Below are 21,163 nucleotides of genomic sequence, written 5' to 3'. Positions count from 1 at the left end.
TTAAGCGGGCAAGAGGAAACCCGGCGGAGGCGCCCCCGCCGGGTTCTATGCCGTCACAGGTGGGATCAGGTCAATTGTAGGCGCGCTCGCCGTGGTCGACGAGGTCGAGGCCCTCGCGCTCCTCCTGTTCCTTGACGCGCAGCCCCGTGACCGCCTTGCAGATGAACAGCGCCGCGGCGGAGACCACCGCGGTCCAGACAACGGCGACGATCACCGCCATCACCTGCGCAAACATCTGACCCCCGAAGGAATAGGCGGCGACCGCCACGGTCGGACCCGCCGCCAGATAATCGGTGACGCCCGTGCCGCCCAGCGCCGGGTTGACGAAAACGCCGGTCAGCAGCGCGCCCAGGATGCCGCCCACGCCATGGACGCCAAACACGTCGAGCGAGTCGTCATAGCCGAGCCTCGCCTTCAGCGCGACCACCGCCCACAGGCAGAGGAAGCCCGCCGCAATGCCGATGAGGATGGCGCCGCCGGGGCCCACGAAGCCGCAGGCAGGCGTGATGGCGACGAGCCCCGCCACCGCGCCGGAGGCGGCGCCGAGCAGGCTCGGGTGACCTCGGAAGATCCACTCGCCACCGGTCCAGGCAAGGGCCGCCGCGGCCGCCGCGACCGTCGAGTTGAGGATGATCAGCGCCGTGAGACCGTTGGCCTCGAGGCTCGATCCGGCGTTGAAGCCGTACCAGCCGAACAGCAGCAGGCCGACGCCGGTGAGCACAAAGGTCAGGTTGTGCGGCGTGATCGGGTCGCGGCCATAGCCCACGCGCTTGCCGAGAAACAAGGCGCAGACGAGACCCGCCACGCCGGCATTGATGTGAACAACCGTGCCGCCCGCGAAGTCGAGTGCGCCAAGGTTGAACAGATAGCCATTTCCGGCATTGACCAGTGCGCCATATTCGCCGAGCACCGCGGCCCTTGCCTCCTCCGTCGTTGCGGCGGCCAGCGCGTCGAGCAATTGCTTCGCCTTCTCCTCGCCCACCAGCGAGCTGACCAGCGCCAGATTTTCGGCTGACAGCGTATAGGCGTCAGGGCCGGCCCAGAACCACACCATGTGCGCCATGGGCAGATAGGCGAAGGTGAACCACAACACCATGAACAGCAGCACGGCGGAGAACTTCATGCGCTCGGCAAAGGCCCCGATGATGAGGGCCGGCGTGATGCAGGCAAAGGTCATCTGGAAGATGACGAAGGCCAGTTCCGGGATATTGGTTTCCTTCGAGAAGGTGCCGACCTCGGAGGCTGTCGTGACGCCCCCCAGCATCAGCTTGCCGAAGCCGCCAAAGAACGGGTTGAGCGCCGCGCTGGCATTGGAGGTGAAGGCCAGCGAATAGCCGTAGATCACCCAGAGAATCGAGATGATCGAAAAAATCGTCAGCACCTGCATCAACACGGAAAGGATGTTCTTGGCGCGCACCAGGCCGCCATAGAACAGCGCGAGACCCGGCACGGTCATCAGCACCACCATGCAGGTGGCGATCAACATCCAGGTGGTGTCGCCCTTGTTGACGGTGGCGGCGGCCTCCGCCGCGGTGACGAAAAGCGGAGTGAGGCCCAGTCCCGCCGCGGCGGGCGCCAGCCTTTTGGTGAAGGTCGGAGAAATCATCGGAAACTGCTCCTTGATGCTGTGATTAGAGGGCCGCCGTGCCGGACTCGCCGGTGCGGATGCGGACAGCCTGTTCGAGCGGCAGCACGAAGATCTTGCCGTCGCCGATCTGGCCGGTCTGGCCGGTGGTCTGGATCGCCTCGATGACCTTGTCGGCCATGTGCTCGTCGACCGCGAGTTCGAGCTTCACCTTGGGCACGAAGCTCACGGTGTATTCCGCGCCGCGGTAGAATTCGGTGTGGCCGCGCTGCCGGCCATGTCCGCGCACCTCGGTCACCGTGATGCCCTGGATGCCCAGCGCCCCCAGCGCCTCGCGCACTTCCTCAAGCTTGAAGGGCTTGATCACTGCAATGATGAATTTCATGCCTGCTCCCCGTGATTGGTGTGACAGTCCCATCACAAGTTTCATGCCACTTGCACGTTCCAGCTAAACCGTTGAATCTCATGATGAAAATAGAGTCACCAATCGGATCAATGATTAATTTTTCAGCAGTTCATGCGATGCAGAGCGAAGCCGCACAAATAATAGGCATTGATCCGCGACGCTGCACCACCTGTAATGCCCTCCGCAAACCGGCGAAACAGGCACCATGAGCGCGCCCCAGATGAGCAAGCCTTCCGACATCATCGTCATCGGCGCCGCGCTGAACGGTCTGGCCGCCGCCCTCGCCCTCGGCGGCGCCCATGTGAGGCGCCCGCTGGACGTGGTGGTCGTCGATGTGAAGGACCCGCGCGTCTTTTCCACCAATGCCTTCGATGGCCGCGCATCCGCCATCACGGCCGCCGCGCGCCGCATGTTCCAGTCGCTCGGCATCTGGGACAAGGTGGCGCACCACGCCCAGCCCATGGCGGACATCATCGTCACCGACAGCGCCATTCCCGGCGGCGCGCGCCCGGTGCTGCTGCACTTCGGCGAGGCCGACATGAAGGGCGGCCCCTCCGCCCATATGATCGAGAACCGCTTCCTCCATGGCGCCATGCTGGAGGAAACGCGGAAGTCCCCGCACATCCGCTTCTGCGTGGGCCAGGCGGTGGAGCACTGTCACTTCAGGCCCGGCCTTGCCGCCGTGACGCTGGCCGATGGCGCGATACTCAAGGCCCCGCTCATCGTCGCCGCCGATGGCCGCAACTCGCCGGCGCGCGAGGCGGCGGGCATCAAGCTTGTCGGCTGGCCCTATGACCAGATGGGCCTCGTCGCCACCGTGGAACACGAACTCCCCCACCATGGCCGTGCGGAGGAACACTTCACGCCATCCGGCCCCTTCGCCATTCTGCCGCTGCCCGGCAACCGCTCCTCGCTCGTCTGGTCGGAGCGCACCGAGAGTGCCCGGCGCATGCTGGCGCTGCCGATGGAAGACTTCGAGGCGGAACTGAAGCTGCGCTTCGGCGCCCACCTGGGCGCGGTGAGGCTGATCTCGGGCCGCCACGGCTATCCGCTCGCCATGTATCTCGCGGAGACCTTCACCGCACCGCGTCTGGCGCTTGTCGGCGATGCCGCCCACGTCCTGCACCCGCTCGCAGGGCTGGGTTTCAACCTCGGCCTCCGCGATGTCGCGGCGCTGGCCGACTGCATCCATGATGCGGCAGGCCTGGGGCTCGACATCGGCGGCGAGGCGGTGCTTGACCGCTACACCCAGTGGCGCCGCTTCGACACGGTGGCGACGGGCGCCATGATGGACGGCATGAACCGGCTCTTCGCCAACACCAACCCGGTGCTGACGCTGCTGCGCCGCGCCGGGCTGCTGGCCGTCAATCGCATGGGCGGGATGAAGTCGATGTTCGTCTCCGAAGCCGCAGGCATTGCGGGCGACCTGCCGCGGCTGTTGCGCGGTGAGAGGGTTTAACGGCTGAAGCCCGCCGCCCTGAGCTTTTCGAGATAGGCGGGCCACAGCTTGCAGTGCTCGCGCCCGAGCTTGAGGAGATAGGGCCAAGTATAGAGCCCCGTCGCATGCCCGTCATCGAACACGATGCGCACCGCGTAAGCCCCCACCGGTTCGAGCCGCGCGATCTTCACCTTGCGCTTGCCCCACACCAGCTGCTCCTGGCCGGGCCCATGACCCTTCACCTCGGCGCTGGGGCTCTCGACGCGCAGATATTCCGCCGCCAGCGCCGCCTGCTCGCCCGTATCGAAGCGCACGTGCAGTTCGCCGCCGCCCGAAGCAAGCCGCAGCTCCTCCGGCCAAGGCTCACTCACGGTTGATCTCGCGCGCCTCGTCGGGGAGCATGATGGGAATGCCGTCGCGGATCGGGTAGGCGAGGCCCGCGGCGCGCGAGATCAGCTCCTGCTGCTCGGCGTCATATTGCAGCCTCGTCTTGGTGACGGGGCAGACCAGCAGTTCGAGAAGCCGCGGGTCGGTGCGGATGTCGGCCATGATCAACCCTCACTGCAGGCGCGGCTTGGCGCCCCTGCCCATCTTGCTCAGCGCCACCTCGGTCAGGGCCACCAGCACGTCGGCGCGCGTCTTCAAATCCGGCGCCTCGAGCAATGCCTGCTTCTCCTGCGGCGGATAGGGCGCGAGGAGCGAAAGCGTGTTGACCAGCACCTCCGTCGGGGCCTGGTCCACTTCCTGCCAGTCGGCGCTCATGTTGTTGGCGTCGAGATAGTCGCGGAACACCTTGAGCAGCGCCGGCCGGTTCACCTCGGCGGCGCCAGCTCCCATGGCGAGGTCCGCCGCGAAAGGATGGTAGTTGGCGATCACCTGGCGGAACGGCGTTCCGGCGTCGAGCTCGTCGACGATCTGGAAGCGTGCAACACCCGTGAGCGTGATCAGCATGCGGTCATCGGGCGTTTCCGCCCATGAGGTGATGCGCCCCACGCAGCCAACCTTCATCAAGGAGGGGGCATTGCCCACCTCTTCGCCGGCCGCCGGCTGAATGATGCCGATCAGCCTGTCGTTGGCGAGCGCATGCTCGATCATCGCGAGATAGCGCGGCTCGAAGATATTGAGCGGCAGGTCGGCGCGCGGCAGCAGCAGCGCGCCCGCGAGAGGAAACACCGGAATGCGCTGCGGCAAATCCTGGGGCCCGCGATAGCGCCCGAAGATACTCATCAGGCGAACAACACGGAAGAGAGCTTGCGGCGGCCGGCGATGGTGAACTCGTCCTTCGGGCCCCAGGCCTCGAAGAACTTGACCAGCTGCTTGCGCGCCGCCTCGTCGTTCCACGCCCGCATCTTCCTGATGATGTAGATGAGCTGGTCGGTCGCCGCCCCGCGCTCGTTCGCCCCGTTGAGCAGGACGGCGAGGTCGAGCCTGGCCTGGAAATCGTCGGGGTTCGCCTCGACCATGGACTTCAGCGTGCCGATTTCGGAGGTGTCCACCGGGTTCAGCGCCAGTTCGAGCTGCGCCCTGACGCTCAGCACCTCGGAGTCATTCGCCTTGCCCGGCGGCACGAGCGCCAGCGTCTTCTGCGCGGTGTCCAGATCGCCCAGCGCCATCTCGCAGCGCGCGAGCCCGGCGATGGCGCCCACGTTCCCGCGGTCGGCCTGCAGGATCTGCGCGAAGAGCTGGGCGGCGTTCCGGTAATCCATCTGCCCGGCAAGATCGCGCGCTTCGGCCAGCACGGCCTCGATCTCCTCGGCCATGCTGCCCTGGCCGCCGAGGCGGTCGATGAACTGCTTGATCTGGCTCTCGGGCAACGCCCCCATGAAGCCGTCGACCGGCTGGCCGTTGACAAAGGCATAAACGGCGGGGATGGACTGGATGCGCATCTGCTGGGCGAGCTGCTGGTTCTCGTCCACATTGATCTTCACCATGCGCACCTTGCCATTGGCGGCCTTGACCGCCTTCTCCAGCGCCGGGCCCAGTTGCTTGCAGGGGCCGCACCACGGCGCCCAGAAATCGACGATCACCGGCTGCTGGCGCGAGGCCTCGATCACATCCTTCATGAAGGCCTGGGTGCTGGAGTCCTTGATCAGCTCGCCCGCCGCGGCCGGGGCGGGGCCGCCGGTGGGCTGGCCGCCGAATGTCATGCTCATGGAAATGCCCTTCGCAACTGTCATATGCCCCCTATGTGGAGCAAACCATTCTTCTTTTCAATGACGGTGCGGCTCAGGCCACGGCCGTCACCCTCGGCTCATGCCCGCAGGAGCGGATGAAGGTGACGAGGTCGGCCGGGCGGATGGTCGTCGTCGCCGTGTTCTCCAGCGGGTGATAGTTCACCAGTTCATGCGCCATCATCGCGGCATCCAGCACAATTGTGACGCGCTTTCCGGTGTCGTTTATCAGCCCGAAGGGCGTCACCGAGCCCGGCTCCACCCCCAGCACCTCCTTCAGCAGCTCCGGCTTGCCGAAGGACAGCCGGCGGGAGCCGATCCTGGCCGGGGCGGCCTTGAGGTCCACCTGGGCCTCCTCCAGGCAGACGATCAGCCAGATACTGCCCTTGTCGTCCTTCAGGAACAGGTTCTTGCAGTGCCCGCCGGGAATCTCGCCGCGCAGCGCCCGGGCCTCCTCCACGGTATGGACGGGGGCATGGTCCCGGGTGGCGGTCTCGATGCCCAAGGCCTTGAAGCGGGCAAAAAGATCGTCGCGCGTCGCGGGCATGGCGGCCGGATTTCCCTTGAGATGGCTTGCTGTGATCTTGTTCTTGCATTTGGCAACGAGTTAGGCAATAAGCCTGCCACCCACCGGTGCGTGCCGGTCAGGCCATGGAAGCGGGCGTAGCTCAGGGGTAGAGCATAACCTTGCCAAGGTTAGGGTCGGGCGTTCGATTCGCCTCGCCCGCTCCAATTTCCCACAGTAACAGTCCAGAACCGCATGCGCCGGAAGGGTGTATCCGGTGGTTTGGCGCCGCAGGCTGGCAGGACGCCGGTCGTGGCTCAGCTCTCCCGTGCCTTCCAACGCTTGGGAGCGCGCAAGCCGGCCGCCACGATTTCGGACTGCAAATGACCGGACATGAACCGCCATGATCCTCCGGTCAAAGACCAGGCCGGCATAAGCCTTTTGCCGTGTGCCGAAGGATCGGCTTGAATCATGAGCCATCCGTGCGAAGCTGGCGCGGCAGGCTCAACAGACCGCGAGGCCATTGTGACGTCGATTTCGAGCGAATTCGTTCTGCTGCTGGTGACCATCAATCCCTTTGCGGCCATGCCGGTGTTCCTCTCGGCAACCTCGCGCATGACGGCGGCGGAGCGCAACCGCACGGCGCTGCGGGCCAGCGTCATCGCCAGCGTGATCCTGCTCCTCCTGCTCGCCTTCGGGCAGATCTTCCTTGAGAAGATCGGCGTCAGCCTGCCCGCCCTGCGCATTGCCGGCGCGCTGGTGCTGCTGATCCTGGGGCTTCGCATGGTGTTCGGCGAGGCGCCGGGCGGTTCGCCGGACGATGCGCAGACAGGCGACGTGGCGGTGTTTCCGCTGGCCATGCCGATGCTGGCCGGCGGCGGTTCGATTGCCGCCATCGTGGCGATGACCGACCACACCGTCAACAGCATCGCCGATCAGGCCGTGACGGCCCTCGTGTTGATCGCCGTGATGGCGGTGATCTATGCCGTGCTGCGCTCCGCCGAGAAAATCCAAAAGGCCATCGGCGACACCGGCGCCAATGTGATGAGCCGCATCATGGGCCTCGTTCTGGCGGCGCTCGCGGCCGAGACCTTCTTCAGCGTCTTCGGCCCGCTGCTGGGACCTGCCGTCTATCCCTGACCAGACGCGCTGCGCGGCATGCGGATGTTGAGGAAGGCCAGCGCCACGACGACCAGCGGGCTCAGCATGCTGAACAGCGCATAGGGCGCGTAATGCAGCGTGCCCACGCCCAGGGTTGCCGCCATATAGGCGCCACAGCTGTTCCACGGCACCAGTGCCGAGGTGGGGGTTGCGGTGGCGCCCACCGCCCGGGAGAGCACGACGGGCGCGAAACCGAGCCTTGCGAAGGCCGGCTTGAACATGCGGGCCGGCAGCACGATGGCGATGTATTGGTCGGCCGTCACCAGATTGGCGGACACAACCGAGCCGACGGTGGCGGAAATCATCGCGCCCGTCGATTTCGTGCGCGCCACGACGGGCTCGATCAACCGGTCGAGAACGCCGGCCTTTTCGACCACGCCGCCGAAGGCCAGCGCGGTCATCACCAGCCAGATGGTGTTGAGCATGCTGTCCATGCCGCCGCGCGACACCAGCTGGTCGATGGCGGCATTGCCGGTGTGCGTCTCATAGCCGTTGGCCAGCGCCAGCCACACGCCCTTGATGAGGCCGAGGATGCGCGGCAGGCCTTCGGCGTCGGCAAAGGCGATGACGCGGTCGGGCGAGCCCACCGCCGCCACCACGCCGCCCGCCAGCGCGCCGGCGAAGATCGCCGCGAAAGGCGGAAATTTCAGCAGCGCCATCACCGCCACCAGCGCCAGCGGAATGAACAGAAGCGGCGAGGTCGGGAAGAATTCCCGGATGGCGGCGATCTTGTCGCTGGCGTCGAAATCGCCGGGCCTGCCCAGCCACCAGAACAGCACCAGTGACAAAGCAAGTGCGATCGACGAGCTCAGCGCCGTTTCGCGGATGTGCTCATAGAGCCCGACGCCCACCGTGCCGGAGGCGAGGTTGGTCGAGTCCGACAGGGGCGATGTGGTGTCGCCGAAATAGGCGCCCGAAATGATGGCGGCGGCGGTGATGGCGGGGTCGAGCCCCATGTTGGCGGCAATGCCCATGAAGCCCACCCCGATGGTGCCCGCCGTCGTCCAGGAACTGCCGATCGAGGACGAGATCACCGCGCAGACGATGGCCGTGGTGAGATAGAAATAATTGGGGCTGAGAAGCTGGATGCCGAAATAGACCATGGCGACCAGGGTGCCGCTCATCGCCCAGGCGCCGATCAAGGCGCCCACCGCGAAAAGGATGAAGACCGCGCCGATGCCGGAGCTCACACTCTCAACCGCCGCGGCATTCACCGAGGCCAGGGAATGGCCGTTGCGCCAGGCGACGAAGGCGGCGATCAGCGTGGCCACCGTGAGCGCCACCTGACTGGGCCCCGACATTCCGGCATCCCCGAACAGACCATAGGACAGGCTGACAAGCACGATGAGGCTCGCCACCGGGACTATGGCCTCCACGAGGCCAAGAGGCCGCGGCTGATCCCCGCCCTTTTCGCTCATCGCGGGTGCGATTTAATAGTCGACGGCGTCACGGATGATCGGGCAGGTCATGCAGTGGCCGCCGCCGCGGCCGCGGCCCAGCTCGGCGCCCGCGATGGTGATGACTTCGATCCCTTCCTTGCGCAGCAGCGTGTTGGTGTAGGTGTTGCGGTCATAGGCATAGACCACGCCGGGCGAGGCGCAGACAAGATTGGCGCCGCTGTCCCACTGGGTGCGCTCGCGCATATAGGCGGTGCCGCCGGTTTCGACCACGCGCATCTTCTTGATACCCAGCGCTTCGGCCACCACCTCGACGAAGCTGCCTTCGTCCTTGCGCAGCTCCACGCCCGAGGAATGGCCGCTCGGGCGGTAGGAATAGGCCTGGATGTGGTTGACGATGTCGGGGTAGAGCAGCACGCAGTCGCGGTCGGCGAAGGTGAAGACCGTGTCCAGGTGCATGGCGGCGCGCAGCTTGGGCATGGCCGCCACGATCACGCGCTCGGCGGCGCCCTTCTCGAACAGCGCCGCGGCAAGCTGGCTGATGGCCTGGCGCGAGGTGCGCTCGCTCATGCCGATCAGCACATTGCCCTTGCCGATGGGCATCACGTCGCCGCCTTCCAGCGTCGCAAGGCCATGGTCCCTGGTCGGGTCGCCCCACCACACATTCACCTTGCCGGCGAAGTCCGGGTGGAATTTGTAGATGGCGGTGGTCAGGATCGGCTCCTCGTGGCGGGCGGGCCAGTACAACGGGTTCAGCGTGCAGCCGCCATAGATCCAGCAGGTGGTGTCGCGCGTGTAGAGCGTGTTGGGCAAGGGCGGCAGCAGATATTCAACCTCGCCCGCGGCTTCCCTGATCACCTCCAGCGCCTTGCCGCCGATCGCCTCGGGGAATTCCTCGGTGGAAAGACCGCCGATCAGCGTCTCCGCCAGGTCGCGGTTGGAGAGGCCGTCGAGATAGCTCCGGATCTCGTCGATGAGGCCGAGGCCCACCTGGTCCGGCACGATCTGGTTGTCGAAGATCCAGGCGCGCGCCTCGGGGATGGCCATGGTTTCGGCGAGGAGATTGTGCATTTCGGCGACGTCGATGCCGCGGTCGCGCATCTTGGTGATGAAGTCGAAGTGGTCGCGCTTGGCGGTTTCGACCCACAGCACGTCGTCGAACAGCAGCCGGTCACAGTTGCTGGGGGTCAGACGCTGGTGGGCGCGGCCCGGCGCGCAGACCAGAACCTTGCGGAGCTGGCCCACTTCAGAATGAACGCCGAATTTGGTTTCGCTGGACATGGTCAATCAACCTTTCGATCAGGGAGTGATGGTTCCGGAGACAAGGCCCCAGACCCCAATGAGGCCCGCTGCCGCCGTGACGCCAAAGATGGCGAGGTCGCGGGGCGAGAACAGCGGCATCTTCCAGTCCCGGCGCGCCCAGACATAGAGGATGGTGCCCGGCACAAAGAGCACGGCCACCAGCAGAACGTATTTGAGGCCCGCGGCAAGGAACATGAACAGCACGTAGATGACCGCGATCCAGGCGAAAATCTGGTCGCGCCCGCGCTCATCCTCAACGCCCTCATAGCCCTCGCCGCTGCGCGCCAGCAGCACGCCATAGCCCGCCACCAGCAGATAGGGCAGAAGCGTCGTGACGCTCGTCATATCCAGCATGAAGTTGAAGGCGTCCTGCGACCAGTAGGTGGAGATGACGAACAGCGACACAACAATGTTGGTGATCCACAGCGCATTGGCCGGCACACGGTTGGCATTCTGCGTCGAGAACAACTTCGGCATGTCCTTGGACTTCGCCGCTGCGAACATCACCTCCGCGCAGATCAGCGACCAGGCGAGATAGGCGCCGAGCACCGAGACCAGCACGCCGACCGAGATGAAGATCGCGCCCCAGTGGCCGACGACCGATTCGAGAACGCCCGCCAGAGATGGCTGGCGCAGGCCGGCGATCTGCGACTGCATCATCGAGGCATAGGGCAGAAGCGTGACCGCCACCATGAGGCCGGTGACGCCGATGAAGCCGAGGATCGTCGCGCGGCCCACGTCAGCACGCGTCTTGGCGAAACGCGAATAAACACTCGCTCCCTCGATGCCGATGAAGACGAAGACGGTGATCAGCATGGTGTCGCGCACCTGCGCCCACAGGGGCTTCACCGGCATGTCCGCCCCGCCGAAGAAATTATCGGCGAACTGCGAATAGTTGAATACAAAGACAAGCGCGATGATGGTGACGAGGATCGGCACGATCTTGGCCACCGTCACCACGGAATTGACGAAGGCCGCCTGCTCCACGCCGCGCAAGATCATGAAATGGAAGGTCCATATGCCGACGAGCGACACGATGATAGCGGTGAGCGTGTTGCCGCCGCCGAAAATGGGGAAGAAGGCGCCCAGCGTGGAGCCGATGAGCACCCAGTAGAACACATTGCCGAGGCAGGAGCCGAGCCAATAGCCGAAGGCGGAAAGGAAGCCCGTGTAATCGCCGAAGCCTGCCTTGGCATAGGCGAAGACGCCCGCGTCGATATCGGGCTTTCTTTCGGCCAGCGCCTGAAACACGCGCGCCAGCATATACATGCCGGTGCCGGCGATGGTCCAGGCGATGATCGCGCCGAACGGCCCGGTGGCGGCGCCGAATCTGCCCGGCAGGTTGAAAATGCCCGCGCCCACCATGGAGCCCACCACCATGCCGGTGAGGGCGACGAAAGACATTTTTCCGGCTTGCGGCGTTTGGCTCACGTCAATACCTCCCCCGAGCGCGGGTTGCGCCCCGTCGTGCGGGTTGATCCTGCCCCGACGCGGATAGTTTAACTTTAGATTTACCGTGGATACAAGTGGCAGTGCTGTCACCGGGGGGTAGATTTTTGTATCCCCTCAGGCCTCAGCGCGGGCCGAACACAGTTTGCAGCGCGACGAACAGGATGAGGGCCGCAGCGAGGGCGAGCGTCGACACCTGCCACTGGTGGGCCTGGGTCTCGGCGCGCAGAATGGCGCTTGCGATGCGCGTTGCCTGCCGCTCGATGATGGCAATGAGCCGCTCTCCGATATCCCCCGGCGGGAATGCGGGCAGCCTCGTTCCCAAGGCGGCGAGTCCCCACGCAAGCGCAGCGCCCGCCGCCACGGGCCAGGCGAGATCGAACAGCGCCCCGGGCCGCAGCGCGGAACGGGCGGAATCACCGGTTACGGCGGCAAAAAGCGTCCACTGCAGGAGTGTCGCGGCAATCACGGCGGCAATCCACGCCGCGGGGGAGAGCGGCTGCGGCTGCGGGTCTTGCGCCGGCGCCCGTGCCAGACGGAGGAAATGCAGCACCAGCAGCGTGCTGCCAACGGCGGCGAACGAGAACAGCATTCCGGTTGCCCCGGTTCCCGCGAGGTCCTTGAAGGCGAGCTTGCCCAGGGCGCCGCCGGTGAGGGGCAGACCGGCGAAACCCAGCGCCGCAAAGCCCACGAGACCCAGTTGCCACGCCGCAATCCTCCGCCCCTGCGCGCCAAGCCACAGGAACAGCCCGCCCTTCACAAGAACATGATAGACCGCGTAATAGGCGGCGATGACGCCTGCCCCCGGCGCTCCGGCGGCAAGCCCCGCGCCCAGCACCGCCGCCATCTGGCCAAGCTGGCTGATGCTCGAATAGGCGAGCACGCTGCGCGGGTTTGCTTGCGTGAGGCCAAGCAGCGCGCCGTAAAGCGCCGAAACCAGACCCGCGGCAAGGATCATGCCGCCCGCCACCGGCATCGCCTCGCTGAGCGGCAGGAAGCGGATGAGCCCGATGAGGCCCGCCTTGGACGTGGCCCCGCTCAGCACCGCCGTGGCAATGAGCGGACCCGCCGCATAGGACATCGGCATCCAGCCATGCAGCGGCACGAGCCCGATCTTCAGCCCAAAGCCGATGACCAGGAGGGCGATGACAGCGCCACAATGGGGTGAGGATGGCAGCGCCGCCACCAGCGGCGCGATGGCGAGGCCCTGCCCCGGCGCGTTGACGGCAAGCAGCACCATGGCCGCGAGGATCAGCCCCTCGCCGATCAGCGCCGCGGCAATCGTCACGCGGCCGGCGCGCCGCTCCGCCCCGCCGCCGCCGAAGGCGATGAGGCCATAGGCCGGCAGGCTCGCCAGCGCATAAAGCGCATAGAAGCTGACGACGTCGCCCGCCACGAAAACGCCGAGGCTGCCGGAGAGTGTCAGCAGCCACCACAGCGCAAACCGCCCCTGGCCGCCGCGCCCTGCAAGCCACCTGCTGGCCGCAGAACCGGCAATGATCCACAGCAGCGCGCAAGCCCCCAGCAGCAGCGCCCCCGCCTGGTCCAGCACATAGCGCCATGTGCCGAAAAAGCTGACCGTGCTGATGCTCCCCTCCCAGGCCGCGGGCGGCAGCAGCAGCGCCGGCAGGGGTGCCAGACCAAGGCCGCGCACCACCATGGGCCGCAGCGCGGGTGACAGCAGCAGCAGCGCCATGGCCAGCGGCAGCAGGATCATGGCCATGATGGCGAAGATCACAAAGCCCTCCCGATCGCGAGGAAGGCCACGGGCTCAAGCGGCAGCAGGCCCATCAGCACCGCCACGGCGGAAAGCCCCAGCGCGATCCACTGCCGCCCGCGGCCCACCGCCTGCAGGCTGGCGCCCGCCGCGGGCTCGGCCATCATGCGCGCCAGCACGCCGAACACATAAGCGCCCGCCAGCACGCCGCCCGCGATGATGACGGCGCCCCACACCCATTGCCCCCCGGCGAGCGCGGCCACCAGCAGCATGAATTTGGCGTTGAAGCCGCCGCTGGGCGGCAGGCCCATCAGCGACAACCCGCTCAGGGCGAAGGCCAGCACGGCCAGAGGCGCCCGGCGGCTCAGCCCGCCCAGGTCCCGGATGCGGTCATGCCCCAGCACTTCGGCTGCAAGGCCAGCAGCCAGGAACATGCCGGCCTTGGCGAAGGCATGGGCCACCACCTGCAGCCAGGCGCCGGTCCATGCGGTGGCGGCAATGGCCTCGCCCGTGCCCTTCGGGGCCAGGCTGAAGACGAAGAACATATAGCCGATCTGCGCCACGGTCGAATAGGCGACCAGCAGCTTGAGGCGCTGCTGGCGCAGCGCCGTGACGCTGCCGACGATCACCGCCAGCGCGCCCGACAGCGCGAGAAGCTGCATGTCAGCCGGTTCGCGCAGCGTGGGAAACGTGTCGAACCACAGGCGCATCAGCAGGAACAGGCTGCCCTTGACCACGAGCGCGGAGAGAACCGCACTGCCCGCCGCGGGCGCGCCCGCATGCGCCGGCGGCAGCCAGAGATGGAAGGGAAACAGCGCCGTCTTGGCGAGCAGCCCCACGGTGACGAAGCCCGCCGCCGCCAGCGTCGCGGCATTGGGCTGAAGCTGTGCCGCAATGCCGGAGATATCCAGCGTGCCATAGGCGCCATAGAGCAGCACGATGCCGAATAGATAGAGCATGGAGCCGAACACCGCGAACAGCAGATAGCGCAGCGCCGCGCGCAGCGTGTCCGCACCCCCTTTGATGGCGGTGACGGGAATCGCCGCGAAGGTGAGAAGCTCGATCCCGACATAGAGGTTGAACAGGTCGCTGCTGGTGAACAGCAGGTTCAGCGCGCTCGCCATGGCCAGCATGGCCGACCAGAAGATGAGCGGGGCCCGCGCCTCGGGCTTGCCCCCCGGCTGGGCGAAATCCTTCCAGGCGAAGCCCGCGGCGGCAAGGAAGATTGCCGCGCTCACCACCATCATCAGCGCCGAGATGCCGTCAGCCCTGAGGGTGATGCCAAGCGGCGGATGAAAGCCGCCCACCACATAGGCAAGGGGGCTCTGCGTGCCCGCCACCAGCAGCGCCACGCGCACCGCGACATAAAGCTGGAACAGCAGCGCCGCGATGACAATCGCCCGCGCGCCGCGGCCGCCCAGTCCGATGAGCGCCACCAGCGCCACGGCCGGCATGACGATGCCCAGCACCAGCAGGGAACCGCCGGGCGTCGTCTCCGTCACGGCGAGGGCCTGAAGCGGCATCACGGCTGGCCGTCCTCCTCGTCGATCGAGGCCTCGCCCGCCTCGGTGTGGAGCCGCAGGAGCAGCGCCACCGCAATCGCCGTGGCCGAGAAAGCGACGACAATGCCGGTGATGACGAGCGCCTGCGGAACCGGGTCGCCGCCCAGCCCCGCCGAAGCGCCCCGGCGCGCGATGACGCCGAACAGCAGGAACACGCCCGACCCCAGCAGGTTGAGCGCCAGGAGCTTGCACAGCGGATGCGGGTTGACGATCAGACCGTAAACCGAAAGCCCGATGAGGCCGGAACCCGCCAGCCAGAACAGCAGCGCCGCGCTCACGGGGCATCCTCCCCTTTGGGCGGCCCGGCGATAAGCAGCCCGAGGATCACCGCGATGGACAGGGTGAGCGCGGTCTCCATCGCCACGATCAGCGGCTTGGCGAAGCCTTCCGGATAGGCAAGGAAGGCGCCCGGCGCGAGAAAGCCGAGGAAGCCGATCGCCAGGAAGACGACGGGCCCGGCCACGATGGCGAGGCGCAGCGGCGGCGAGGAGATCCGCGGCGGCCTCCGCACCCCCGCCACCATCACGAGGATCCACATCGCCGCCAGCACGGTGCCGCCCTGGAATGCGCCGCCCGGCACATCCGCTCCGGCCCATGTCATGTAGATGGCGAAGACGAAGCCGATGGGCGGCAGTGTGCGGGCGAGCAGGGTGAGCACGCTGTGGCGCTCCCGGAACAGGCGGAGGCCGGGAACCCCGCCCCAGTCCGCGTCGCGCGCCAGAGCCCAGACGCCGATCAGCGCCAGCAGCAGCACCACCTTTTCGAGCAGCGTGTCGAAAGAGCGGAACACGAAGAGCACGCCGGCCACCGGGTTGCCGAGGCCGCTGTCGGGCAGCCGCTCCAGCACGGGGGCGGCAAGCGATGAGGGTTCGCCCGGCAGCACGAAGGCGAGCGCCGCGATGCCGACGGCAACAAGCGCCGCAAACACGGCGGCGAGCACATGGAAACCGCGGCTCAGCTGCACCACGCGTTTCGTATCGCCAGCCACCTTATGCGCGGCGATCACCATCAGAAGGCCCGTGGCGCCGCTGCCGATGGCGGCCTCGGTCAGCGACACGTCGATGGCATGGAGGCGCACCCAGGCGAGCGACAGCAGCAGGCCATAGGCGATGAAGACGATCACCGCCGTCATCATGTTGCGCGCGATGACGCTCCAGCCGCCAACGCACAGGAGCAGCAGCGCGAGGGCGATGTCAAAGCCCGTCTCCATCACCGTTCCCCCCCGCCGCGCACGCTGCGCGCCAGGATCTGGGTGACGATGGCGCCGGAAAGCTGCACCAGCAGCCACACCGCCAGCATCTTGGCGGCGGCAAGGAAGCCCATCTGCGGCATCAGCCCCAGCACCACGAGGCCGAGGCCGAGATTGTCGACCTTGGTCAGCGCATGGAGGCGGGCGAGCGTGCCGGGGAAGCGGAGCAGCCCCACCGTGCCCGCCAGGAACAGCACCGCGCCCGCCGTCACGGCAAGGATGGTGAAGAGGTCAGCCATTGCCGTCGCTCCGCCAGGTGACGAAACCGACGGAGACAAAGACCGCAAGAATGCCCAGCATCAGCGCCACGTCGATAATGGCCGTCTGCCCCATGGCCGCCGCCAGAAGCAGCAGTGCCGCAACGCCGCCGGACCCGGCAAGCTGCGCCGCCATCAGCCGGTCCGAGCCGCCCGGCCCGCGGACAACGCGCGCCAGTCCGCCCGCGATGCTGAGCAGAATGAACAGTGCCGCGGCGAAATAGAATGGCGTCATGGCGCCGCCCCGTCCGCCAGCACGCCGGCAATCCGCGCTTCCTCCACCGCCAGCTGTGCGGCCACGGGCTGGTCCACGTCAAGCACATGCACCTCGATGAGGTCCGTGCCGTCCGTTCCGGTTGGCAGCGTGCCCGGCAACAGGCTGGCATAGGTCATGAACAGAAAGCGCCGGTTTCCGGGCGGCAGGCTGGAGCGATATTCGACCATGCCGGGTTTGAGCGGCATGCCGGGCGTCAGCGCGATGCGCGCCACGGTGACGCCCGCCACCACGCTCTGCCACAGGAAGCGGACGAACAGCGCCAGCACCGGGCCGGGCTTTGCTGCAAGCTCCCCGGCCGGCATAAGCCGCAGGCTGATCCACGCCGCGATGACGGCCGTGACGAGGCCCGCCGCGAGGTCCTTCAGGCCCGCGCCCGCCAGCACGACCCAGAAGACGAAATACAGGGCCGCCCGCAACAGCAGCGCTGTGGCCGTCCCCCGTTCCTGCGTCACGGCGCCCGTCATGCCGGTTGCCCGCTCAGGCCTGCGGCGCCGGAGCCCCGGCGGACGCCTGCGGCTTCGCGCCCTGCCTCTTCTCCTGCCAGCCGAACCACGTGACATAAAGCGTGGGCAGGAAGATCAGCGTCAGCACCGTGGCCACCATCAGCCCGCCCATGATGGCGAAGGCCATGGGACCCCAGAACACGGTCCAGGCGATGGGGATCATGCCGAGCACGGTCGACACCGCGGTGAGCATGATCGGCCGGAAGCGCGCAGCGCTGGCATCGACCGCGGCATGCCACACGTCCTTGCCCGCGGCGCGCTCGGCATCGATCTGGCCAAGGAGGATCACCGCATTCTTGGTGATCATGCCGAGCAGCGCCAGAATGCCGAGAATGGCGACGAAGCCCAGTGGCCTGCCCGACAGCAGCAGGGCGCCGACGACGCCGATCAACCCCAGCGGACCGACGCTCAGCACCATGATCAGGCGCTGGAAGCCCTGCAGCTGGAACATCAGCACGGTGAGCATGATGATCAGCATGACCGGCACGACCGCGATGACGGAGGCCTGCGACTTGGCGCTCTCCTCCACCGTGCCGCCGGTGGTGATGGCATAGCCCGCGGGCAGCGTTTGCGCGAATTGGGCGATGGGCCTGGCGAGGGCCTGGACCACCTCCTCCGGCAGCACGCCGGGGCGGAGGTCGGACTGGACGATAAGGTTCGGCGTGCGGTCGCGCCGCCAGATCAGCGGATATTCCTGCTCATAGTCGAAGGTGGCGAACTGGACGAGCGGCACGGTGCGGCCATTGGGCAGCGGCACCTGCAGGGTGCGCAAGCCGTCGATCGACACGCGCTGGTCGCCCATGGCGCGCGCCACCACGTTGACGAGGTAGATATCGTCGCGGATCTGCGTCACCGGCACGCCGGAGACCACCGTGTCGAGGATGCGCGCCACCGCCTGCGAACTCAAGCCCAGCTGCCGCGCCTCGTCCTGGTCGATGCGGATGCGGAGCTGCCGGGCAGGCTCCAGCCAGTCGAAGTTGACATTCTCGACATTGGGATTGGACGACACGGTGGATGCGAGCTGGAGCGCGATCTCGCGCACCTTGGAGAGATTGGGCCCGCTCACCCTGTACTGGATCGGCCAGCCCACCGGCGGCCCCAGCTCCAGCGGATAGACCCGGGCGACCGCGTTGGGGAATTCCGCGGCGAGCGCCTCCTGCAGCTTCTTCTGCAGACGCTCGCGCGCCGCGACGTCCTTGGCCACGATCACCGCCTGGCTGAAGAAATCGTTGGGAAGCTGCACGTTGAGCGGCAGGTAGAAGCGGATGGCGCCGCGGCCCACGTAGCTCGACCAGCGATCGACATCCGGATCGCCCTTCAGCAGCGCGTCGAAGCGTTCGACCGCGCTTTCCGAGGCATAGATCGATGAGTTCTGAGGCAGGCTGAGGTCGACCAGCAGTTCCGGCCGGTCGGAGGACGGGAAGAACTGCCGCGGGATGAGCGGCATGGCCATGATGGCGGCGGCGAACATCGCGACCGTCACCCCGATCGTCAGGTATTTGACCCTGATGGCGCCGGACAGGAAGGCGCGATAGGCGCGGAACACGATGCCGGGGCCGCCCTCCCGCTTCTTCGGCGGCTTGAGGATCACGACACCGAGCAGCGGCGCGAAGATCACCGCAACGAACCACGAGACGAGCAGCGCGATCGACACGACGGCGAACAGCGAGAAGGTGTATTCGCCAGCCGAGCTCGCCGCGAAGCCCACCGGAACGAAGCCCGCCATGGTGACGAAGGTGCCGGCCAGCATGGCATAGGCATAGGTGCGGTAAGCGTAGGTGGCGGCCGTCATCCTGTCGTCGCCCTCGCCGAGCCTTGTGAGCATCGCATCCGTCGTCGTCATGGCGTCATCGACCAGCAGCGCCAGCGCGATGATGAGGGCGCCCAGCGAAATGCGCTGCATGTCGATCGAGGCGAAATCCATCATCACGAAGACGATGGCCAGCGTCAGCGGAATGGCGGTGGCGATGACGAGGCCGGGCCTGACCCCGAGGCTGATGAAGCTGACCACGAGGATGATGGCCACCGCCTGCCACAGCGACTCCATGAATTCCGAAATGGCGCTTTCCACCGTCACCGCCTGGTCGGCCACGAGGATGGGCTCGATTCCCAGAGGCAGTTCGGCCTTGGCGGCGTTCATCACGGCGGTGATGTTCTTGCCCAGCGCCAGAATGTCGCCGCCCTCGCGCATGGCGATGGCCAGGCCGATGGCCGGTTCGCCGTTGACCCGGAACAGCGGCTGCGGCGGGTCGGAGAAGCCGCGCCGGATGGTGGCGATGTCGGCGAGCCGCAGCATGCGCCCGTCCACCGCGAAATTGACATTGGCGATATCCAGCTCGGACTCGAAGGCGCCCGAAACGCGGAGCGCTATCGACTCCTCCCCGGTCTCGATGCGGCCCGCCGGGCGGATGGCGTTCTGCGCCTGGAGCGCTGCGAGCAGCTGGCCGCGGTCGATGCCGAGCTTGGCAAGCTCCTCCATCGAGAATTCGATGTAGATCTGCTCGTCCTGCACGCCCAGCAGCTCGATCTTGGAGACATCGGGCACGCCGAGCAGCCTGTCGCGGAGCGCCTCCACATGGTCGCGCAGTTCGCGCTGGTTGAAGCCGTCGGCCGTCACGCCATAGATGATGCCGAAGGTGTCGCCGAAATCGTCGTTGAAGCCGGGGCCGAGCACGCCGGCGGGCAGGGTGTGGCGCATGTCGCCCACGGACTTGCGCACATGATACCAGGTGTCCGCCACCTCCTGCGCGTTGGTCTTGCCGTCGAGGTTGACGAAGATGGTGGAAACGCCGGCGCGGGTGAAGCTCCGGAGGAAGTCGAGATGCGGGGTTTCCTGCAGGGTGCGCTCCAGCCGCTCCGTCACCTGCTTCAGAGTTTCCTCGGTGGTGGCGCCGGGCCACTGCGCCTGCACCACCATGGTCTTGATGATGAAGGACGGGTCCTCGCTGCGCCCCAGGCGGTAATAGGAGGCAAGCCCGGCGAGCACCGCGAGGATCATCAGATAGATGGTGATGGACCGGTGCCTGAGGGCCCATTCCGACAGGTTGAAGCCGCTCATGGCTGCTCCCCGGTCAGCCGGACCTGCTGGCCGGGGTGCAGCGCCTGCACGCCCGCCGTCACCACCACGTCACCCGGCTTCAGCCCGCCGGCGATGGCCACCAGATATTCGCCGAAGCGCTTCACCGTCACCGGGCGCAGCGCCACCGTCTGGTTCGACGGGTCGACCACCCACACGGCGGGCTGCTGCTCCGTCCGGGTGAGCGCGCTCGCCGGCACCTCGATCACCGCATCCTGCACCGTGGTCATCACGCCATTGACGGTGGCGCCCAGCCGCATGGCCTCCGGCGGGTTGTCGAGCGTCACCTTCACCTCGAACAGGCGGGTGACGGGATCGGCCTGCGGCGACACCTCGCGCACACGGCCGCTCGCCGTCACGCCCGGGTCATCGGCGAGCGACACCGTGATGTCCGGGTTGGCGGGCGCCTGGCGGATCATCTGCGATGGCACGTTGAACACCGCGTCGCGCCCGTCCTGGCGGGCCACCCGCACGATCATCTGGCCGGGCGTCACCACCTCGCCCGCGGCAGGGCCGACGGTGGTGACAACGCCGTCCTGGTCGGCGCGCAGCTCGGTGAAACCCAAAAGGTCTTCGGCGGCGGCGAGTTGCGCCTCGGCGGCGTCGACCTGGGCGGCGGCCGTCTTCTTGCCCTTCTCGGCCGCCTCATAGGTGGCGCGCGTGGCCCAGCCCTGGCGGAACAGGGTGCGCTGGCGGTCGAAGTGGCCGGCGGCCTGGTTGTATTGCGCCTGAGCTGCGGCAAGCGACGCCGTGGCGGCGCGCAGCTGGTTCTCCTCGTTCTGCGATTCGAGCCTTGCGACAAGGTCGCCCCGCTGCAGACGCTGGCTCAGCTTGCTGTCGTTCTCCAGCAGCCGTCCCCCGATGCGGAAGGCCAGCGGCGCCTCGTCCTCTGCCTCGATCCGCCCGGTGAGGTTGACAGTGGTTGCGCCGTGCTCCTTGGCGATCACCGTGGTGCGCACCTGGCGCGGCGCCGGCGCTGCCACTTCGGCCTCCTGCGTGCACGCCGCCAGAAACGGCAGCAACACAACAATCGCCATCAGTCCCGGCAGGCTCACACAGCCTCTGCGCGTCATTTGTTTCCCCGATGCAAACACCCAACTTCGATCTC

At 67.0% G+C, this 21,163-nt stretch carries 21 protein-coding genes and 1 tRNA gene; 3 read left to right on the top strand and 19 right to left on the bottom strand.

Annotation, left to right across the window (positions count from 1 at the left end):
* Positions 1-70 precede the first annotated feature (70 nt).
* Positions 71-1,606 (bottom strand): ammonium transporter, encoded by a 1,536-nt coding sequence (locus IOC69_RS02450; protein ID WP_290541924.1) that lies wholly within the window; start codon positions 1,604-1,606, stop codon positions 71-73.
* 25 nt (positions 1,607-1,631) lie between these two features.
* Complete coding sequence (locus tag IOC69_RS02445; RefSeq protein WP_111197642.1) at positions 1,632-1,970, bottom strand: P-II family nitrogen regulator; 339 nt, start codon at positions 1,968-1,970, stop codon at positions 1,632-1,634.
* A 241-nt stretch (positions 1,971-2,211) separates the two neighbouring features.
* Here IOC69_RS02445 and IOC69_RS02440 point away from each other — a divergent pair, with 241 nt between their 5' ends.
* On the top strand, positions 2,212-3,450 hold the full coding sequence (locus IOC69_RS02440) for an FAD-dependent monooxygenase (RefSeq protein ID WP_290541923.1): 1,239 nt from the start codon (positions 2,212-2,214) through the stop codon (positions 3,448-3,450).
* On the opposite strand, the gene IOC69_RS02435 is transcribed toward IOC69_RS02440, so the two are convergent.
* The 5 genes from IOC69_RS02435 to IOC69_RS02415 form a co-directional block, all read right to left on the bottom strand.
* Positions 3,447-3,800, bottom strand: a complete 354-nt coding sequence (locus IOC69_RS02435) for a DUF971 domain-containing protein (protein WP_290541922.1) — start codon at positions 3,798-3,800, stop codon at positions 3,447-3,449. The two genes, IOC69_RS02440 and IOC69_RS02435, sit on opposite strands and share 4 nt — an antisense overlap.
* The gene (locus IOC69_RS02430; RefSeq protein ID WP_290541921.1) at positions 3,793-3,978 is read right to left on the bottom strand and encodes a Trm112 family protein; all 186 of its coding nucleotides are present in this window, start codon (positions 3,976-3,978) and stop codon (positions 3,793-3,795) included. The genes IOC69_RS02435 and IOC69_RS02430 overlap by 8 nt, the downstream gene beginning before the upstream one ends.
* Positions 3,979-3,987: 9 nt before the next feature.
* The gene (locus IOC69_RS02425) at positions 3,988-4,656 is read right to left on the bottom strand and encodes an LON peptidase substrate-binding domain-containing protein (RefSeq protein ID WP_290541920.1); all 669 of its coding nucleotides are present in this window, start codon (positions 4,654-4,656) and stop codon (positions 3,988-3,990) included.
* Positions 4,656-5,576, bottom strand: coding sequence for a thioredoxin (gene trxA / locus IOC69_RS02420; RefSeq protein WP_290541955.1), 921 nt, complete (start codon positions 5,574-5,576; stop codon positions 4,656-4,658). The genes IOC69_RS02425 and trxA overlap by 1 nt, the downstream gene beginning before the upstream one ends.
* A 79-nt stretch (positions 5,577-5,655) precedes the next feature.
* Positions 5,656-6,147 (bottom strand): prolyl-tRNA synthetase associated domain-containing protein, encoded by a 492-nt coding sequence (locus tag IOC69_RS02415; protein ID WP_290541919.1) that lies wholly within the window; start codon positions 6,145-6,147, stop codon positions 5,656-5,658.
* A gap of 110 nt (positions 6,148-6,257) precedes the next feature.
* On the opposite strand from IOC69_RS02415, the gene IOC69_RS02410 reads away from it, so the two are divergent.
* Positions 6,258-6,332, top strand: a tRNA-Gly gene (locus IOC69_RS02410).
* A gap of 244 nt (positions 6,333-6,576) precedes the next feature.
* Positions 6,577-7,245 carry a MarC family protein gene (locus tag IOC69_RS02405; protein WP_290541918.1) on the top strand — a complete coding sequence of 223 codons (669 nt, stop codon included), beginning with the start codon at positions 6,577-6,579 and terminating at the stop codon, positions 7,243-7,245.
* Here IOC69_RS02405 and IOC69_RS02400 read toward each other — a convergent pair.
* The 12 genes from IOC69_RS02400 to IOC69_RS02345 all read right to left on the bottom strand — a co-directional run bounded on the left by IOC69_RS02400 (position 7,236) and on the right by IOC69_RS02345 (position 21,128).
* Positions 7,236-8,684 carry a Na+/H+ antiporter NhaC family protein gene (locus tag IOC69_RS02400; protein ID WP_290541917.1) on the bottom strand — a complete coding sequence of 483 codons (1,449 nt, stop codon included), beginning with the start codon at positions 8,682-8,684 and terminating at the stop codon, positions 7,236-7,238. The two genes, IOC69_RS02405 and IOC69_RS02400, sit on opposite strands and share 10 nt — an antisense overlap.
* A 12-nt stretch (positions 8,685-8,696) precedes the next feature.
* Positions 8,697-9,944 carry an arginine deiminase gene (gene arcA / locus IOC69_RS02395; protein WP_290541916.1) on the bottom strand — a complete coding sequence of 416 codons (1,248 nt, stop codon included), beginning with the start codon at positions 9,942-9,944 and terminating at the stop codon, positions 8,697-8,699.
* 18 nt (positions 9,945-9,962) lie between these two features.
* A complete protein-coding gene (locus IOC69_RS02390) occupies positions 9,963-11,369 on the bottom strand; it encodes a basic amino acid/polyamine antiporter (protein WP_290541915.1) in 1,407 nt (468 codons plus the stop codon).
* Positions 11,370-11,538: 169 nt separating this feature from the next.
* Positions 11,539-13,152 (bottom strand): proton-conducting transporter membrane subunit, encoded by a 1,614-nt coding sequence (locus IOC69_RS02385; protein WP_290541914.1) that lies wholly within the window; start codon positions 13,150-13,152, stop codon positions 11,539-11,541.
* A complete protein-coding gene (locus tag IOC69_RS02380; protein ID WP_290541954.1) occupies positions 13,149-14,654 on the bottom strand; it encodes a proton-conducting transporter membrane subunit in 1,506 nt (501 codons plus the stop codon). Before IOC69_RS02380 ends, IOC69_RS02385 begins: the two co-directional genes overlap by 4 nt.
* The gene (locus IOC69_RS02375) at positions 14,654-14,971 is read right to left on the bottom strand and encodes an NADH-quinone oxidoreductase subunit K (RefSeq protein WP_290541913.1); all 318 of its coding nucleotides are present in this window, start codon (positions 14,969-14,971) and stop codon (positions 14,654-14,656) included. The genes IOC69_RS02380 and IOC69_RS02375 overlap by 1 nt, the downstream gene beginning before the upstream one ends.
* On the bottom strand, positions 14,968-15,903 hold the full coding sequence (locus IOC69_RS02370; RefSeq protein ID WP_290541912.1) for a hydrogenase subunit MbhD domain-containing protein: 936 nt from the start codon (positions 15,901-15,903) through the stop codon (positions 14,968-14,970). Before IOC69_RS02370 ends, IOC69_RS02375 begins: the two co-directional genes overlap by 4 nt.
* Positions 15,903-16,181: a monovalent cation/H(+) antiporter subunit G gene (locus IOC69_RS02365; RefSeq protein ID WP_290541911.1), complete on the bottom strand. Its 279-nt coding sequence runs from the start codon at positions 16,179-16,181 to the stop codon at positions 15,903-15,905. Before IOC69_RS02365 ends, IOC69_RS02370 begins: the two co-directional genes overlap by 1 nt.
* On the bottom strand, positions 16,174-16,434 hold the full coding sequence (locus IOC69_RS02360; RefSeq protein WP_290541910.1) for a monovalent cation/H+ antiporter complex subunit F: 261 nt from the start codon (positions 16,432-16,434) through the stop codon (positions 16,174-16,176). Before IOC69_RS02360 ends, IOC69_RS02365 begins: the two co-directional genes overlap by 8 nt.
* Complete coding sequence (locus tag IOC69_RS02355) at positions 16,431-16,940, bottom strand: Na+/H+ antiporter subunit E (protein WP_290541909.1); 510 nt, start codon at positions 16,938-16,940, stop codon at positions 16,431-16,433. The genes IOC69_RS02360 and IOC69_RS02355 overlap by 4 nt, the downstream gene beginning before the upstream one ends.
* Before the next feature lie 13 nt (positions 16,941-16,953).
* Positions 16,954-20,037, bottom strand: coding sequence for an efflux RND transporter permease subunit (locus IOC69_RS02350; RefSeq protein WP_290541908.1), 3,084 nt, complete (start codon positions 20,035-20,037; stop codon positions 16,954-16,956).
* Positions 20,034-21,128 (bottom strand): efflux RND transporter periplasmic adaptor subunit, encoded by a 1,095-nt coding sequence (locus tag IOC69_RS02345; RefSeq protein WP_290541907.1) that lies wholly within the window; start codon positions 21,126-21,128, stop codon positions 20,034-20,036. The genes IOC69_RS02350 and IOC69_RS02345 overlap by 4 nt, the downstream gene beginning before the upstream one ends.
* Between the last annotated feature and the right edge of the window lie 35 nt (positions 21,129-21,163).

Source organism: Aestuariivirga sp. (assembly GCF_020252405.1).
GTDB lineage: Bacteria > Pseudomonadota > Alphaproteobacteria > Rhizobiales > Aestuariivirgaceae > Aestuariivirga.
This window is presented reverse-complemented; position numbering and strand designations above follow the sequence as displayed.